Source organism: Saccharothrix sp. ALI-22-I (assembly GCF_001984175.1).
In the GTDB taxonomy this organism is placed as follows: domain Bacteria; phylum Actinomycetota; class Actinomycetes; order Mycobacteriales; family Pseudonocardiaceae; genus Actinosynnema.
In genome coordinates, this window is the sequence record NZ_MTQP01000067.1 from 240039 (window position 1) to 257658 (window position 17620).

Annotated in this window: 8 protein-coding genes; all 8 read left to right on the plus strand. The window is 66.0% G+C overall.

The window, feature by feature from the left end; translation table 11 throughout:
• The first annotated feature begins 269 nt into the window (after window positions 1-269).
• The 8 genes from dpdE to dpdD are packed head-to-tail and all read left to right on the plus strand — an operon-like array spanning window position 270 to window position 17585.
• Window positions 270-3323: a protein DpdE gene (gene dpdE, locus ALI22I_RS33450; RefSeq protein ID WP_274523024.1), complete on the plus strand. Its 3054-nt coding sequence runs from the start codon at window positions 270-272 to the stop codon at window positions 3321-3323.
• The gene (gene dpdF, locus ALI22I_RS33455) at window positions 3290-5848 is read left to right on the plus strand and encodes a protein DpdF (protein WP_083752210.1); all 2559 of its coding nucleotides are present in this window, start codon (window positions 3290-3292) and stop codon (window positions 5846-5848) included. Before dpdE ends, dpdF begins: the two co-directional genes overlap by 34 nt.
• Before the next feature lie 2 nt (window positions 5849-5850).
• Window positions 5851-6753: a hypothetical protein gene (locus tag ALI22I_RS33460; RefSeq protein WP_077009559.1), complete on the plus strand. Its 903-nt coding sequence runs from the start codon at window positions 5851-5853 to the stop codon at window positions 6751-6753.
• Window positions 6750-9833, plus strand: a complete 3084-nt coding sequence (locus tag ALI22I_RS33465) for an ATP-binding protein (RefSeq protein ID WP_077009560.1) — start codon at window positions 6750-6752, stop codon at window positions 9831-9833. Before ALI22I_RS33460 ends, ALI22I_RS33465 begins: the two co-directional genes overlap by 4 nt.
• A gap of 37 nt (window positions 9834-9870) precedes the next feature.
• Complete coding sequence (locus ALI22I_RS33470) at window positions 9871-10518, plus strand: hypothetical protein (protein ID WP_077009561.1); 648 nt, start codon at window positions 9871-9873, stop codon at window positions 10516-10518.
• Complete coding sequence (gene dpdJ / locus ALI22I_RS33475; protein WP_143532573.1) at window positions 10511-14914, plus strand: protein DpdJ; 4404 nt, start codon at window positions 10511-10513, stop codon at window positions 14912-14914. Before ALI22I_RS33470 ends, dpdJ begins: the two co-directional genes overlap by 8 nt.
• A complete protein-coding gene (dpdK, locus tag ALI22I_RS33480; protein ID WP_083752211.1) occupies window positions 14911-15441 on the plus strand; it encodes a phospholipase D-like domain-containing protein DpdK in 531 nt (176 codons plus the stop codon). The genes dpdJ and dpdK overlap by 4 nt, the downstream gene beginning before the upstream one ends.
• Window positions 15438-17585: a protein DpdD gene (dpdD, locus tag ALI22I_RS33485; RefSeq protein WP_077009563.1), complete on the plus strand. Its 2148-nt coding sequence runs from the start codon at window positions 15438-15440 to the stop codon at window positions 17583-17585. Before dpdK ends, dpdD begins: the two co-directional genes overlap by 4 nt.
• Window positions 17586-17620: the final 35 nt, after the last annotated feature.

The window sequence follows — 17620 nt, forward strand, 5'->3', positions numbered from 1 at the left end:
GTGCATGATCGGCCGGGCACGAGGTCCGGTGCACACCACGCCATTCTCTTAGGTCGACCACGCCGCGACAGGCCGCAATATTGCGGTGCGCAAATTGCACAAATCGATCAGCATGGTCGATACGCGACCGGAGGACGGAGGACCGTTCCACCGGATGTGCCATTCAGTTCAAGCGGGCCAAGCCGGAACACCGGTACGACGTATTGAGCATTGCGAGCCTTCGATTGTTGAACAAGCATTCCTCGCCGGAGAGGTACGTTCGCCGGTGGGTGCGGTCCCGGGCCAACGATTACGGCTTCGGTTTTTGCACGGAGAAGCGACCGGATGGCGCCTTGGTCGTGTACACCGACGTACCGAGGGTCCGCGAGAAGCGGGTGATCGTTCCCTTCGAACACCTGGACGTGGTGCAGGTACCCAAGGGCACCCGCGTTTGGTTGAAGGGTGACCCCTACGGGTGGCACGCCGCGGAGATCACCGCCCCGGCGGGGTTCAACGCGTACCACGTGCGGGTTCCCGGTATCCCGCATGACGTCAAGCTGACGGGCGATCGCTTCGTCGTGCGGTGGAACCGCCCCCTCGCCGATCCGGTCGAGGCGTTGGCCAACGGCTTCTGCGACTCACCCGAGTACTACGAAGCTCGGCGGGATTTCCGCGACGAGTTACTGCGCCAACGCCAGACCTCCCGAGGGTTCACCGCAGTCCTGTCCGCACCGGTCGAGTTCTACCCACACCAACTCGACACCGTGGCCAGGGTCCTGTCCGATCCTGTGCTTCGATACCTCCTGGCCGACGAAGTCGGTCTCGGCAAGACAGTCGAAGCGGGTCTGATCCTCCGTCAACTACTCCTCGACGACGCAAGGGCCACTTCATTGGTGGCGGTGCCGACATCGTTGCTACAACAGTGGCGCGGCGAACTGCGCGACCGCTTCCTGCTGGGCACAGCTCTGTCCCGAGGTCGAATCCGGTTGATCGCTCACGAGCAGTTGTGCGCAGAGGGTGACCTGCGTGCTCATGCGGTGGTCGTGGTGGACGAAGCACACCGCCTGATACCGCACCTTGACCGGACGCCGATGCTCCGGACGGCGTTGCTCGCCACACGAGGGCTTCTGCTGCTGTCCGCCACTCCCATGCGAGGAGACCCCCGTATTCTCCTTGAACTACTGCACTTGATCGACTCCACCGCGTTCCCGCGCGACGCTGTCGATGCCTTCCGGGAGCGCATGCGGGCACGCGAGAGGGAAGCGACGAGCCTTGAGGTGCTCACCTCGAGCCGGGCCGGTCTCCTGCTGCGTTCCGGGGTGCTGGACGAATTGAGTACCGCACACGGCAACGACCCGGTCCTGGTCCACTTGGTGGACTCCTGCCGCGTCGCCGCGGAACCCGACGATCCCGCCTGGTCGAAGCTGGTCAACTACGTGCGGGAGACTTACCGCATCAGCCGACGCATCATCCGCCACCGGCGCAACACCGACGCGACCGTGGAGTACCCGGTCACCGGTCGCGAGACGACGTTCATCCCTCTCGACGACCCGGCTCGTGATGTCGTGGACGAGTTCCTCGACCAATACCGGGACCTGCTCGACCAGGGGTCCGACCCGACCGTGTTCGGTCGTGCCGTGGTCTCCGGCCTGGGTGGACCACGCGCGTTGCTCCGATACCTGGACCGCAGGTTGAGTGCCCCGGAGAGCAGCGATCTCTTCGTGCCGGAGCACCACCGAGCCCTGTTCCGCACCACGACAGCGGAACTCGAACTGATCGGCACCGGGGCACGCACCGCTCTCGCGCTGGACCTGGTGGAGAACGCATTGCGGGATGGGCTCAAGGTGGTTGTCGTCGTGACGTCGACGGACATCGCACAGGAGTTCATCCAGGCGGCTCGATCACGGTGGCCTAAGCAGGTGGGCGGGCATCTCGGTTCGATGTCGCCAGCCGACCGTGAACAGGACGTGGAGCACTTCCTGGCTTCTCACGGTGGTCGCGTGCTCGTCGGCGACCACACGGTGGAAGAGGGACGCAACCTTCAAGACGCGCATGTCCTGCTGAACCTCGACCTCCCCTTGGACCCGAACCGCCTGGAACAGCGGATCGGACGCCTCGACAGGTTCGCCAGCAGGTCGGGAGAACGGGCGAACGTACTGGTGGTGACGGAGCCGAACAGCGAATGGTTGACGTCCCACCTGCGTCTACTGCGGGACGGCATCGGCATCTTCAGCACCTCGGTCGCCACCTTGCAGCAGAAACTAAGTGAGATCTTGGGCGAGTTGGCCCGCGATCTGCCGTCGAAGGGCAGCCTGGCGTTCGAGATGGACCTCATGGCTCTCCGGGAGAGCCTGAAGGACGAGGAGACGGACGTAGACCTGCTGGAAGAACTGGAATCCGTCACCGTCGCTTCAGATTTCGACCCGGCCGGCGTAGCGGAACTCCGGGAGGAGGAAGAGGACTCCCGTTCGCTCAAGGAGGCGTTCACCCGATTGACGTCCATGCGGGGTGGCTTGGACCTGCGTCCGGTCGAGCACCCCGCCACCGGAGTCGTCGAATTCGACGGTTCGGCAGGCAGGTCGATCTTCGGTGTCTCCCAGGACGTTGCCATCCAGGTCCTGCCGTTGCTCAAGCGCCGACGCGCATACGCCCGAGCCGTGGCGACGAGCCATAGCGGAATCGCACCGCTGCGGCTCGGTGACCCGCTGATCGACTGGCTCGAGGAGTACCTCCGCATCGACGAGCGCGGCCGTGCCCGGGCCGTCGTACGCCCGTATCGCGAGGTCAAAGTGCCCACGCTCTGGCTGTCGTGCGATTTCCTCGTGGAGTTCGACGCATCCCGCCTACAAGCGGAGAGCGAGGCAGTACGTCGTCGCCTGCGTCGACGAGGCGATGCCCTGTTGCCCCCCGTCATCGAGCGCACCTGGACCGATAGCGCCGGTCCCGCCGACCACACCCTGCTCGAAGTGCTGGAGAAGCCCTACGAAGGCGGTTCGGACCGCCTGCTCAAGGGAAGGGAGTGGACTCAAGTGCTGGCCGAACTACCCGACTGGAGGGTGTTGTGCGAGGCAAGCGCTGAAGCGGCCTGGGACAGCTTGCGGGCCACGCCCGCGTTGACGACCGCTCCGGTGGCGGCAGTCGAACGAGCACATGAGGAGACCGAGCGACGGCGTGCGGTCCTCACGACGCGATCACAACGGCTCCCGTTCGCGACCGAACGTCAGGGCGCGTTGCAGGAGCTGCGCCGCGAAGAGGAACTCGGCGCGGCTTTGCTCGGCGGAGTACGGGAACCCGCAGTATCCATCGTCGCATGTGGGGCCGTCGTGCTCTGGCCGGCGCTGTGATCCGGCATACCGAGGAGGACGCCGATGAGATCCTGCTGCGTCTGCTTCGAGACCCGGAGGGAACGGAACCCGTCGCATTCCGGGACGACCTGCACGCCAGGTTGGCACACGCCATCACGTCCGACGGGGTGAGCGACCTGGATCTCGGGGTGTTGGTGCGTCACCTGCTTCGACGCTGGTCGCTTCGAGACCGGCGCGACGTGCGGGTCACGACGGCCGCGGTGATCTCCACCCGCCTCCGCTGCGTACGGGACGCGGTGCTCCTACGAGAGGACACACCGGACAGGTGGTCGGCAGATCCCTGGGAACCGGGTTGGTTGGGTCCGGGTACACCGGACGCGGCGGCAGCCGCCGGTATCGAAGCCGGGAGGAGATTCCGCAGCAGCGAACTGATCGCGGATCCGTTCTTCGAGCGGTGCACGGGTTACGCGTACTACCGCACACCAGGGCAACGTGCAGCGTGCCGCGCAGTGGTCTCGGCACCCGCGGGTAGCACGATCATCGCGATGCTACCCACCGGTTCCGGCAAGACCGAGGTCGCCCTGTGCCTCGCGGACCAGCGGAAGAATTCCCTGACGCTGGTGGTCGTACCGACGGTCGCGTTGGCGTACGACTTCGAACGCCGGTTCAGGGAGCACTACGCCAGGCGCAATCCGGCGGTCGACAAGTCAGCATTCAAGTTCGCTTGGACGGGCGACACCCCCGCCGAGACACGAGAAGTGTTCAAGTCCCGGGTGCGCGAGGGACGGCAGCCGCTGCTCGTGACTTCACCCGAATCGATGACCCGATCGTTGCGCGAACTGCTGCTCGACGCCGCGAAGACCGGTCGGCTCGGCGGCCTGGTGATCGACGAAGCGCATCTGGTCACCCAGTGGGGGCGCGACTTCAGGCCAGAATTCCGCACATTGGCCGACTTGCGGCGTGACCTCCTGCGACGTGCGGCCGAACGCGAGCACCCGGAACCCACGACTTTACTCCTCAGCGCGACACTCGGTTCGTACGAGCTCGAGGACCTGCATTTCCTGTTCAGCGAGCCCGGACCGTGCACCCTCATCGCCGCGAACGCGTTGCGTGCGGAGCCCGAGTTGTGGATCTCGGCCGCTGATGACGAGCAGGTCCGACAGGACCGCGTGCTTGAGGCACTCGCGCGCTTGCCGCGCCCGGCGGTGCTGTACCTCACCTCACCGGAGATCGCCGAGCAGTGGGCGGCCCGGCTAAGGGAACACGGCTATCGCCGCCTCGCCACGGTGACCGGGCAGACCAGCGCCGAGGACAGGATGCTTGTGCTGGAAGGCTTGCGGAACACGGAGCACTCCCCTGCGTCGATCGACCTGGTTGTCGCCACTTCGGCGTTCGGACTCGGGATCGACTACCCCCACATCCGTACCGTGGTCCACGCCTGTCTCCCCGAGACGGTCGACCGCTGGTACCAGGAACTGGGGCGCGGTGGTAGAGACGGTCACGTCTCGGCAGGTCTCCTGATCACCGCACCGAAGGACGAGGCCGAAGCGGGCAATCTGACGACCAAGGTCCTCAGCCCTCCAACCGCCCAGGACCGCTGGAACGACCTCTGGGGACACAGGCGGACGCATTCCGGCAAGACGTTCGTCGACTTGGAGGGCAGCCGCGGCGTCGCGCGGGGTTCCTACAACCGGCGGTGGAACGCTCAAGTGGTCCAGGCACTGGTCGAACTGGATGCATGCACACGTGTTCAGTCCGACTTCGAGGAACGCGCGGAATTGGCGGCGAGCGTCGACGAACCGTCCGACTGGGTGGCGGTCGAACTGCGTCGCGGCGACCTGCGTGCCGCGACGTTCTGGACCGAGACGTGGCAGAAGTGGCAAGCAACGGAGATGATGCGGTCTCGGCAATCGTTGGACGCCGCTAAGGCGGTCGCCTCACTGTCAATCAGGGCGTGCGAGGGTATCGCTCGCTACTACAAGGCTTCCGATCGAGTGTTCGGCCTGTTCGGTCGTGCTGCAGAGGGCACGGCCCCGACGGCACCGTGCGGCAGGTGCCCCGGATGCCGGCGTGATGGAACAGCTCCTTCGGAGGATTCGTCTCCTGGGCTGCCGCAGTCTTGGCCGCTGGCCCGCGACGCCACTGCGGATCTGGCACGCCTGGCTGCCGCCTCCGGAGCCCATGACGGTTTGATCCTGCTGACCACAGACGACCACGAGCGGGTGGCGTCGACCCTCGCACTCGCCCTGATCCGGCGAGGCGTTCGGCACATCGCCGGTTCGCTTGACGTCGATCTGCCCGCCGACCGGTGGGTCTTCCGCGACGCTGAACCAGTCGGCCCCAGTGAACTGACACCCTGTTCGTCGTTCGTCATCCACCCGGCCGGTTACCGGGTGCCGGGCACCTGGCTGGTGCCGAGTGCCAGGGCAGCACAACGGCAGCAGATCGAGCAGATGTACGACGTGCTGCTCGTGGAACACGGCACGTCGATCAACGGGCGCCAGGTCGGGCGCGAACTCGCGGCCCTCGACGCCTGGACCGCTCTGGAAGTCATCAGGAGTTGATCGTGACGTATTTGAAGAACCAGGTGGTTGCGAGTGCACAAGCCTTGTTCGTGATCTGCCGCTACCTCGCCGAGCACCGCGACGGCGAGTCGTTGGACCTCCTGGTGAAGGAACTGGTTCCACCCGCGAACAGTGAGGTCGGACGTGGCAGCCGGACGGCGGACGTGCCCACGATGCTGACCGACTCCCTGTCCATCGGCGTTGACCTCGGCATTCTCGACGCCCAAGGAAGTGGCGCCCGTCGGCTGTGGTCGCTGCGCGGCGAGTACGTGGCGCCTGTCAAGGCGGTCCCCACGACGGATTCCCGTGGGTTCCGAAACCTCCTCCTCCGGCTGTTCGGCGCTCGGGCACTGGCGTCGGTGGCAGAGGGGGAGCGTCCTCCAGATGTGCCGTTCGCCCTGGTCTGGCTCATGACGAAGGACCCGCTGTCGACGTTTCCCCAAGTGTGGGACGAAGAACTCCAGAGGACCTTCGACCAGGCGGGCATGCGATCAGCCGTTTACAACGAGGAGCAGTGGCGCCCGTTCATCCGCTGGGCACGAGCGCTCGGCCTGATCACGATGGTTTCCGCGGGCAACAAGCCACGTGTGCTGATCGACCCCACTAAAGCGGTCGAGGGTGTGCTCGACGAGCTGCCGCAACAAAGCTCGGCCGTCGAATGGCTTAAGCATTTGCACACTGCGGTGCCACTGCTTGGCGATCCGCGCTTGCTGGAATCGCTGCCGGCCGGTCAACAAGCGGAGACCACCCCTTTGGCCGCGACGGTGTTGGCAATGTTCAAGCTGGAACGCGCTGGCCGTCTGCGACTGATCTCCTCGGATGACGCCGCAGACACCGTGGCGCTGCGCTTGGGCGACCGCGTTCGCCGCATCGCCCAGGTTCACACGGTGAAGGAGTCCGCGTGACCATCTCGATGAAGACCTTCCGATGCTGGACGGCGGAGTCCGTGCGGCAAACGGTGTTCTCCGACATCGGTGCCATGCCCACCGACACCGATGCGGTGTTCATGGCAGCGCACACCCCAATGGTGTTGGAGCACTTGCGGGGTTCCGAGATCCGTGACGGCGACACCGGTGAACGCCGAGTGCTGAACGCACTGCTCGCGACCATGGGGGACAATTCGCGGAACACGCTGATCGCGATCACCGGAGCTTCGGGAGCAGGCAAGAGCCACGTGGTCCGTTGGGTTCACGCGAACCTCGACCGCGAGGACGACCGGTACCACGTCCTCTACGTACCCAGGGCAGTCCAGACGATCCGCCAACTGCTCAAGCGGATCGTCGAGGGACTGCCCGGCGGCGGCGGGACAGAACTGATGGAGCGGGTTGACGCGGCAGTCGGCAAGACGACTCCGGGCGAGTTGCGAGACCGCTTGCTGGCGGAGATCCGCTTGGTGTTGACCTGGACGTTGGAACCGGCGCCCGCACGTCCGGGTGAGGACAAGCACGAGGCTCAGGCCCGCGAGATGCGCACCAGCCTCCTCGGGTTGGCGGACGAGCAGGGCAAGCGGCGCAACGGCTTGGCTGATCTCCTCGAACTGCCGCCCGTGAACCAGGCCCTGCTGCGTCCGGGTGGACTGCTCGACCGGTTCACCGGTTCGGTGTACGAAGAGACGTCCAGTCGCGACGACCAGCAGGAGGGCTTCACGAGAGACGACCTGCCTCTGCGTGAGGCTCGCATGCGGCGGGCGCTCGCCGACAACAGAGAACTGCGCGACCTGTGGAACGTCATCGAACTCGCCCCTGATTCGGCGATGCAGTTGCTCAACGAAGCGCTGGCGCAAGCGGCGCCGCGGGCTCTGGGCTTCCGCGGTCACAACGGTGAAACGCTCGCTTCACTCTTCCACCGGTCACGACAGATCCTCCGCAGTGAGAACAAGGAACTGGTCCTGCTCTTCGAGGACCTGGTGCAGTTCGGCCTGATCGACGGCGAGTTGTACGACCAGTTCACCATTCAGCCCGGTGACGATATGGCGCCGCTGCGCGTCGTCTTCGCGGTGACGAACGGTGCGTTCGACCGTCTCCACGAGACGGTGACGACCCGGATTACCCACAGGTTCGCAGTCACGCCGAACGCGACCACCGACCGGGAGCAGTTCATCGGGCGTTACCTCAACCTCGTTCGAGTCGGCCGTCCCGACGTGGAAAAAGCGTGGGCCGAAGCCGATCGGGACGGCAGTTGGATGCGGAACGCGTGCGACACGCTGGAGGACGGCAACCCCTGCCGCTTCCGCGACAAGTGTCATGCGGGATTCGGTGCCGTCGACATCGCGGGGTTGGGCAGGGTCGGCCTCTACCCCTACAACGACGTGGCGTTGACACGAGCGCTGAAGGGCCAGGGGGAAAGCCCCACACCCCGCGAGGTGCTGGACGTGTGCGTGACCCAGGAGTTGATCGAAGCCGACGCTCGCATCGAGGACGGCACCTACCCGCACGAAGGGGTACGTGAGCGTTTCGATTTCACGGTCCAGCGCGCGAAGGAGATGGTGCTGAGAGGCCGGTCCGGAGAGCAGGCCGAACGACTGTACCGCGCACTCGTCCTGTGGGGTGATGAACGAGAATTGCCGCCTGCGGTGGCCGAGGCTTTCTCCATACAGCCGACCTCCGGAAGTGTGATCAGCGCTCCTGCGCTGGCCCAGCCCGGGCGACAGGGCGGCACACCGAAGGCCGAAGCACCCACCGCTTCGCCCGCAGTCAATCCACTCCTTCCCCTGTACCAGTGGCAGAATGGTGAAGAACTGCCTGGCCGCGACGCCGACCAGTATCGATCAATCCTGTACAAGCTGGTCAGCGAGCGACTCGATCTCGATCAGGACCTGTTCCACACCGCGGGCAACGGCACCGGCGGGACGTTGCTCAAGAAACTGTTCCGCAGCTACTCCTTCGTGATCGAGGACTCCAGGGGAAGGATCCCTTCCGGAACGAACGTGCGATTCGATTTGACCCGCGACCCGGAAGACGTCCGAGCCATGATCGCGGCGAAGTGGTTCGACGACCACAGTCGGTGGAACGCACAGGACGCCGACTGGGTACCGGAGGACTACGATCTGGTCGACCTGATGCTGACGCTGGAGGACCGACTGGATCGGTGGGCCGCAGAGGTTCGACGTCGTTTCCTCGAACAGGTCGGTGAACGCGAGGTCGTCCGCGCCGCCATCGGGCTTCGCGCGGTTGCACTGCTCGCGCTCGGCACCATTCCCGACCGGCTCAAGAGCACCAACAGCGTCCTGACCGGAAAACCGAAAGTCGGTGATGCCCTCCCAGGGTGGGCCGAGGTGGACAGGACGGCGCGTGATGTCCTGAACGCCGTTTCCGCCGCAGACCTGATCGCAAACTTCGCGGCGGTGCGCCAGGGCGACACTGGCGGGCCCAAATTGATCGACGCGATCGGATTGAAGTTCGACCTCAGAACAGTAGTCAAACGGCCGGTCGAGTACCTCCGCGGGTTGGAGAGTTCGGCTGCGGAAGGCAATGCCGACGTGGCCAACTGGGCCAAGAAGTTGGCCAACGCCGTCGAGAAGGCGGCGAGTGCCCGGTCACCCGAACTGACCGAAGCCGTCGACTATATTTCCACGGAACTGCATGGATACGCGCCCAAGGACGTGGCGGACAGCGCTCGAGAAGTCGCCAGAGCCGCTCGCGATCATGGTCTGTTCCGCCCCGGTGACGGGTTCGAAAGCTTCATGGAAGCAGCCACCGTGGTCGAACAGATCCCCTCCTCCCTGCCACGCAGGTGGCCGGAAGACGATGATCGATCGCCCGCAGACCAGGTGCTCGCGGCGCAGGGATGGGCGAGCGCTGCGATCAACGGCGCGAAAGCGCTCACTCAACTGAAGAACAACATGGAAGCGACACGTGCCGAGTGCGCGCGCAACGACGCGACGGCGGAGGACTTGGAAGCCAGGATTCGGGCGGTGCGCACGGCTCTTGGCGACATCCGCGGACACTTGGACGAACTGCGCACGCCGGAGGGCGGCCTTGACTGACAACGCACCCGAATGGATCACGGCGACAGGCCGTGCGGTGAGGAGGGCCGGCGACGCGGTCCAGGCGCAGGACGAACTCAAAGCCTTGAACGACGCGCTGCGAGAACTCGAGCAGATCCGCGCCGAACTGGAACGGCTCAAGGCAGCAGGCGCGCTCGGGCGTGGTTCGTGGTGGTCGGGTCTTGTGATCGGTGGACCGCTCCCTCCAGGAGCCGAGGTCACCGACGGGGAGTTGGAACGCCGACAACTGCCCATCCTGGTGCGGAACCTGAGGGAACTCACGAGAAAAGCCCAGAAGTCGATCCTGGAGGCGTGGCGGAACCACGTGAACTCCTATTTCGGTGCTGCCGCCGACCTGGGGGAACTGGTCGACTTGATGGCGGGCGAAGGACGATTGGCCCAAGCCGCCACCGACTTGAAACGAGCACTGGGTTCGCTGCCGAGCCTCACCACACGGATACCCGACGCAGCATCGGTACGCGCGTTGGCCGACACCGTCGCGTTGTCCGAGGCGTTCGAGGCTGCTCTGCCCAGCACGGTGAGGGCGTTCATCACGGCCGCAGCCCGTGGAGGCGCACCCGTCACGATGCTGAACGCCGACGTCATGCAGTGGCTCCACGACAACGACGCGGTGGGGAACTTCAAAGTGACCGCCGGCAACCCATCGGGAGTGGCACGTGGATGACGTGACCCTGGAGGCGCTCACCGCTGTCGAACTCAGCGAGGCGCGACTCCTGTCCTGGGGCGCGGTGGGCGCCGAGTGGGAGGAACAGGAACTCCTCGCCATACTCGGTGAGCACGGTCCTGCGGAAAAGTTGCTCGCCGAACTGCTCGACGCGGCGCTCATCGTTCGGACTCCGAACAACGGGTACCGCTCGCGAAGCGCCGAGACGGTCAGGTTGATCGCCAACGTCCGTCAGTCGTTCCGTGGGCAGCGGGTCAGCGAGGGGAAACCGCTCGTACTGGACCACCGGTTCCTGCACCGCCCGCGGCGCCGCCCCGAACGGAACGTCCCGGTACAGCACATGTTGACCGAATTGGGTGGATTGATCGGTCCGGCCGCTCTGAGTGCAGTTCACCACCTCGCTCCGCCGAAACTGTCCGGCTTCCAGTGCAGAAGCACCCAGGCCGTTCTGGAAGCGCTGCGAAGCGATCAGCCCGCAGGCGTGATGGTCACCGCCGGTACCGGTAGTGGCAAGACCCTTGCCTTCTACCTCCCCCTGCTGGCCTGGCTGGCCGATCGGACGGCGTCAGGTCACCGGGGCGGAACGCTCGGTTTGGCGCTCTACCCCCGCAATGAACTCCTCAAAGACCAACTGAAGACCTTGCTTGGGTACGTCATGAGCCTGCACGCCTCCGCTCCGGATGCACCCGTGTTGAGCCTGGCCACCTGGTTTGGGCCGACTCCGCACTCGGCGTACGCGGTGGGCAAGGGGTGGTCCGAGAATTGGGAGAGGCGGGCGGCGGGGGTCGCGTGCCCCTACCTGCGATGCCTGGTGTGCGACAACGAACTCATCTGGCCCAATTCGGATCTCACGAGAGGTGTGGAGCGACTCGTCTGCGTCGATCGCTCTTGCGGCGCGGAGGTGGACGGCAAGTTCCTCAGGCTGACCCGCGAGAGTGCCCGGCGACGTCCCGCCGACCTGATGCTGAGCACCACGGAGTCGCTGAACCGCCAGTTGTCTGCACCAGGCAATCTCGTGGCCTTCGGGGTGCGGCCGAGCACGCTCGCCGCCGTCCTGCTGGACGAAGTCCACACCTACGAGGGCACGACCGGCGCGCAGAACGCCCTGCTGTTGCGCCGACTGAAGCACATGCTCAACCGCGTACCGGTGTGGGTCGGCCTGTCTGCGACCCTGAGCAACGCTGGCGAGTTCTTCGCCCGACTGGTGGACCTTCCCCCAAGCGCGGTCGGTGTAGTGCACCCACGACTGGAGGAACTCGAGGAAGCGGGCGCCGAGTACCTGCTCGCGGTCAGGAGCGACCCGCACTCGAAGGCCGGCCCGCTGTCGACGAGCATCCAGACGACCATGGTGCTGGCTCGCAGCCTCGACTCGCTCGCGGACGATCCCTTCAACCCACCATCGTCCTCTGGAGGGGTGTTCGGCAGCAGGTTGTTCGTGTTCACCGACAAGCTCGACAGCACGAACCGCCTCTACTGGAGCCTGCTGGATACCGAGGGCTGGCTGTGGCCGGGCAAAGCCGCCGACAGGACCCCTCTCACCCTCGCCCACCTCCGAGCCGAGGAGCAGGAGCGGCTCAAGGGTGACCACCAGGAGAAAGCGGCCGATCGGGATGCCGACGGGCAGTGGTGGTGGATGCCGGAACTTCTCGGTCACGGTGTCGAGGCCGACCGGCAGTTGCGCCTGGGGCGGACCAGTTCCCAAGACCGGGGCGTGTCCGGTGACGCCCAGGTCATCGTGGCGACGGCCACGCTCGAAGTGGGGTTCGACGACGACCGCGTAGGCGCCGTGGTGCAGCACAAGGCACCTCACGACGCGGCGCAGTTCCTGCAGCGCAAAGGGCGTGCGGGGCGCAACCAGGCAACGCGACCGTGGACGGTGGTCGTGCTCAGTGACTGGGGACGTGACCGCCAGGCGTGGGAAGGGTACGACGCTCTCTTCGACCCCGACCTGCCGCCTCGCAACCTTCCGATCGAGAACCTCTACGTGCTGCGCATCCAAGCCGTCTATGCCCTCATGGACTGGCTGGCCGCTGAACTGCGGTACGACGGACAGGAGTCGACGTGGGCGGACCTGTCGGGCCCTGCCTCGGCGTTGTTCCCGAATGGCCCTGAGCGGCAGGCAGCAACCGCCCGGCGCCAAGAGGCCATGGCGGACCTGCTCAGCAGGCTGCTCAGGTCCGGCCCCGAACGGCAGCGCCTTCGCCGGCACCTGCTCCTCGCGCTCGGTCTGGGCAGCGGTGAGATCGCCGAGTCGGTGGTCGACAGCCTGTTGTGGGACGCGCCGCGGCCATTGCTGCTGGCGGTCGTGCCGACGATCCGGCGCCGACTGGTCGACCAGTGGCGCGGCGAGGAACCGAGGCCGGACGACACCGGTCTGAGAACGCGGACCCCGCTGCGGTCGTTCGTCCCCGGCAACCTCTTCGACGACCTCCTCGTTCCCGACGTGGAGTTGGTCGTGCCCGGCAAACAGGGCAAGCGCGATGTCGAACACCTCCCCGCACTCCGCGCGCTCCGGGAGTTCACGCCGGGCAACGTCACCCGCCACTTCGGTGTGTGGGCCACCCACAAACGACACTGGCTGCCCCTCCCCGCCGGGACGGACGACGCACAATTGCGGGTCGACATGAGCAAGACCTACGCAGTGGTGAGTCCGGTCGACCTCCTGGACCTGGCGGGCACGCGTGTGGAGGTCTACTCCCCGGTGTCGGTCGAACTGCAACCCGTACCCGCTCCGGTTCGGGATTACTCAGCGGTGCAACCCGACTGGGAGTTCCACGTGTCGAGGCTCGGGTCGGGAACTCCGATCCGGGTGGACAGTGGCGCCCGCGAACTGTTGACCTCGCTGACCGCCCACGTGCACGCGCAGGGCGGCGGCGTCCGCACCATCCGGTACGCCCGCACCGCCGTCGGCACCATCTGGCAGCCACAAGCGCGTGTGGTGCGGCTCCACTACGGGGTGGGCGACGGCGACGCGTGGCGTCCCGCTGCCATCGGTGTGGACGTTCACTGCGACGCGCTCGAAGGCGAGGTGCGGTTCCCGGAGACCATTCACCGGCCGGATCCGACCGAGCGGACCAGCCGACTGCGGCACAACATCCTCGTTGAAGCGGATTTGCCCGACGAATTGTCGTCGTTCGACCGGGAATCGTTGACCGAGATCGCGTTGCTGGCGATCGTCTCCTCCCGATTGAAGGGCGAGGACCCTGCCGACGACCAGCAGTGGGCCGACGCACTGGTCGATGCGGCCCGCACACTCGGCCTGACCCCGGATGACGACGATCACCAACCGTCGGACCACGGTATGAAGTGGGTCACCTGGTGCAACGACCACGATGTCATCTCGGCTGTTGCCACCGCTGCCACGGAAGTGCTCGAGGAAGACCGTTCCCCCGCCTGGACGACGTGGTGGAGGCGGCGCTACACCCTGTCTGTGGCGCACCTCGTCGTCAGCGCCCTGTCGTCTTTGGTCCGGGGCGTGGACGTCGAGGAGCTAACGATTGATCTCGCACCGGACGGCGACACCCGATTCTGGGTGTCGGAACCGTCACCGGGTGGCACCGGCCAGGTGGAGACGTTCCTGCGCCTCTTGGTCCACGAACCCGAAGCCTTCTCCCGTGCGCTTGAAGACGCGCTGGAGCCGACCTCGGTCGACACGCTGGACGAAGAACTGGTCTCACTGCTGACCAGCGAGTCTGAAGAGGTGCGCGCCTCCCTCGTGGGACTTCGCGAGGCGTGGACCGCAGGTCACACCGCGGTCGGCGCCGCCGTGCAGCAGGTCGACGCGGCGGCGCATGAACAGGGGTTGACGCTTGGCGGCCCTGCCAGGTCGTCACTGAGCACCCGACTGGCGGGTCCCGGCGCCCACCCCCGCTTGCTGGAGGACGTCATCTCCTGGCTCGACCTGCGGAACACCGCTGTCGAACTCGCAGGCCTGGACGTGGGCCCGAGAACACTCGGCGCATTGATGGCGGACGATGAGCGACTCGACGAAGTGCTGCACCTGGGTGATCACGCCGCTGCACAACGCAGGGCACGAGCGGTGGCCAACGTGCTGTGGCCCTGGGGCGAGTCGGGTTCGGGCTCGTCGCTCTACGGCCCTCCTCTGGAGCCGTCGACGAGCGTGATCAGGGCGCACGTGAAGCTAGGACCGCCGGAGTTCGGAGTCGTCCCGTGGGACGACGCTCGGCGGGTCGCGTTGCATGATGCTCTCCGCGAACATCGTGAAGTCGTGCTCCGGGCAGGGCACGCCGAACGGCTCCACCTGCGCGCCGCTCTGGTCGACTTGCAGGTGCACCCAGTAGAGGTGGGACCGCTTTTGTGTCATCCGGTCGTGGTCGGGCAACGGGCCACGGCCCGGTATCGGGAATGTCGCCTCCTGCTCAGGGAGGCGCTGTGAACCGGGTCATCCGGAAGTCCCGGGCGCAGAGCTCGAGCGAGGTGCTCGAGATGCTCGCGGCCCTGTTCTCCGCCGAACTGGTCTCTCCCAGTCGATGCCTCTGGCTGGTCTCTCCCTGGGTGTCGGACGTCGAGGTGCTCGACAACAGCGCGGGCACCTATTCAGCGCTGGCCCGCTTCGGCCACAGACCGATCCGCCTGGCGGAGGTCCTTGTCACGTTGGCCTCGGCCGGCGCTCGCGTCATCGTGGCCACCACACCCGATTCTCACAATGACCTGTTCCTGCGCCGACTGGACCTGCTGAAGCAGGATCTCCGGGTTGCCGAGCACGTCGAAGTGATGATCGACCGGACAGGCAAGTTGCACACGAAGGCCCTGACCGGGGACGACTACGTGGTGGCGGGCAGCATGAACATCACATACACCGGAATCAACCTGCGCGAGGAACAGGTGGAACTGCACACCGAGCAGTCCTACGTCGCTCAGGCTCGTATGGACGCGTTCGACCGCTTCGGCGGTGTGATGTGACCGCAGCCGAGACGTTGCTCGACTGCGTGGGCGACCCCGCCCGTTTCGGCGTCCTCCGAGAGCGGGTCGAACTCCTGGTCGACGAGCAGGCACGGACCTGGGTCGGGGGCAACAGCGGTTGGCTGATCGTGCCGTTGAACCGCAGTCCTCAAGGTTTCTACCTCTTGTCCGAGGACCGCGAAGGTCAGCGTCGCGGTCGTGAGGTGTTGGAGGCGTTCCTTGGGCCGGCGGTGTCCGTGACCTCCAGTACGCCGGCCCCGGAGTCCCAACGGGTGGATCGGCTGCTCGAACTCGAGGGCTTGACGCACATGTCCCGCGTAGCGCGGATCGCCAGCACGGCCCAGGACATGCTTGAGAGGCTCGAGGATGCCGTCGCAACGATGAAGGGCAAGGACGCCCGTCTTCGGCCCGTGCGCCCGTCGCACGTCGACCTGCTGCGCGATCTGCGGTTGGCCCTGCTCCAGCGCGACGGGCGCCTTGCTGATCGCCTCCTCGGAGATCTGAGGTTCACCGGTCGTCTCAGTGCTGAGAACCTGCGGTTCCTCACGGTCGAGATGCTTGGCAGGCTTCACCGGTGGCGTGAACTCGCCGATCTCCCGCACGTCGGTGAACTGCTGCGGGCTCGGCGCCCGCGCGTCGTCAACGAGGTGCTACTCGAGATGGTGTGGCACACCGAGGTTGCTGACCTCGTCAACGCGGGTCTATCGCCTCGGGCGATCTACGCGCAGATCGATCTCGGGGCCCGGTACGGCTCGCTGGTCAGCGCGGTGGAGGTGCCATCCACTGCGGCCGGCCGCGGTGTCGGCCTCATCGCCGCGTCAGCGTTGGGTGACCTCGAGCGCGTGCAGCGACTCGTGACTGCCGCCGAGGACGAGCTGGAGCGCTCACTCCTCAACCGGTTGATCGCGCTGGAACCCACGGCGGCCGCCGGTGACGTCCGTGCCGGGGTGGATGTCCGGGATCTGCACGCCCAGGGCCGGTACGGCGCGTTCATCCGCGCTTTCCTCGATTCACCGGAGCCGTCCATCGCCGACCTGGCGGTGCAAGCCACGCTCGACAGCGACGACTTCACCCACGCCCCTGATGTCCTGGACATCGTCGACCGTTTCAAAGCAGATGGCCGCCTCCGGCTCGATCGCCGACTCCAGCGCGACCTGGAAGACCTTGGTCGTTTGGTCAACGGTTCGTGCGGCGGATGGCAGGAGTGGTGCGAGCGGTTGGCACGCTCCATCCGCTGGTCGGATGCGTCGAAGGTCGCTCGGGCGCAGTATGACCAGTGGGAAGTCCCCTCTGCACTGTCGACCGAAGACTCGAAGGCCTCCGCCGACGCGCTGCTCGAGGCTTGGGGAGGCGTCAACCAGGACCAGGTCATCGCGAGTCTGGACGTGCTGTGCCGAAGCGTCGCCGCCGGTGGTGGTGGTTCCGGTGATCTCCGCGAGGCCGTCCTGCTAGTGCTCGCGGAACAGGAAAACCTCAGTTCGCCCGTGAGGAACGCCTACCTGCTCCTCCTGGAGCACGTGCTCGAGAGCGGTCCTGGGGAGTCCACCTATCGAAGCGTGGTGGAGTTGACCGCGAACCTGTGGCGCCGGGTGGCTGCGCCGGCGTCGGTCGACTGGGGAATCGCCCTGGTCGAGATCGTGCTGAACGCCCCGACTCCAGACGCCGATGTACGGCTCGCGGTGACCGCAGACGTCCTGACGCGGGTTCACGACTTCCAACAACGGCTCAGCATCCGGCAACTGTCCGAACTGACCGCTCTAGGAGAAGAGTGCGGCATTCCGACGCACTTCGTGGAGCGAGCCTCAGATGAGACGGAGTCGCCGTGGCGGCGCCTTGATGGCAAGACCATCGGCGTATATTCACTCCTAACAGGTGCAGCCCACTCCCTCGACAGACGGCTGTCGGCGCTCTGCACACCACGATCGATCGAGGCTAACTCGGACACGGTCGCCACCCCCGGGCTGCGTTCATTGGCCGCTCGTGTCGATTACCTGATCGTCGACACGTGGCACGCCTCACATTCAGCGACTAACGGCATCGACGCGGTGCGTCCCCGCGACAGGCAACTGTTCCCGACCGGAAGGGGCGTGAGCGCATTCCTGCAAGCCCTGGAGCACGTTCTGACTTCCGAGGGCACACGCTGAAAATGGCTCGGTTCACACTGCGCTCTTCTCGGTCG

What these genes read in the sequence shown, in the direction of transcription:
- dpdF (WP_083752210.1), top strand. Translation starts at nt 3,290, where the DNA reads ATGTGGGGCCGTCGTGCTCTGGCCGGCGCTGTGATCCGGCATACCGAG.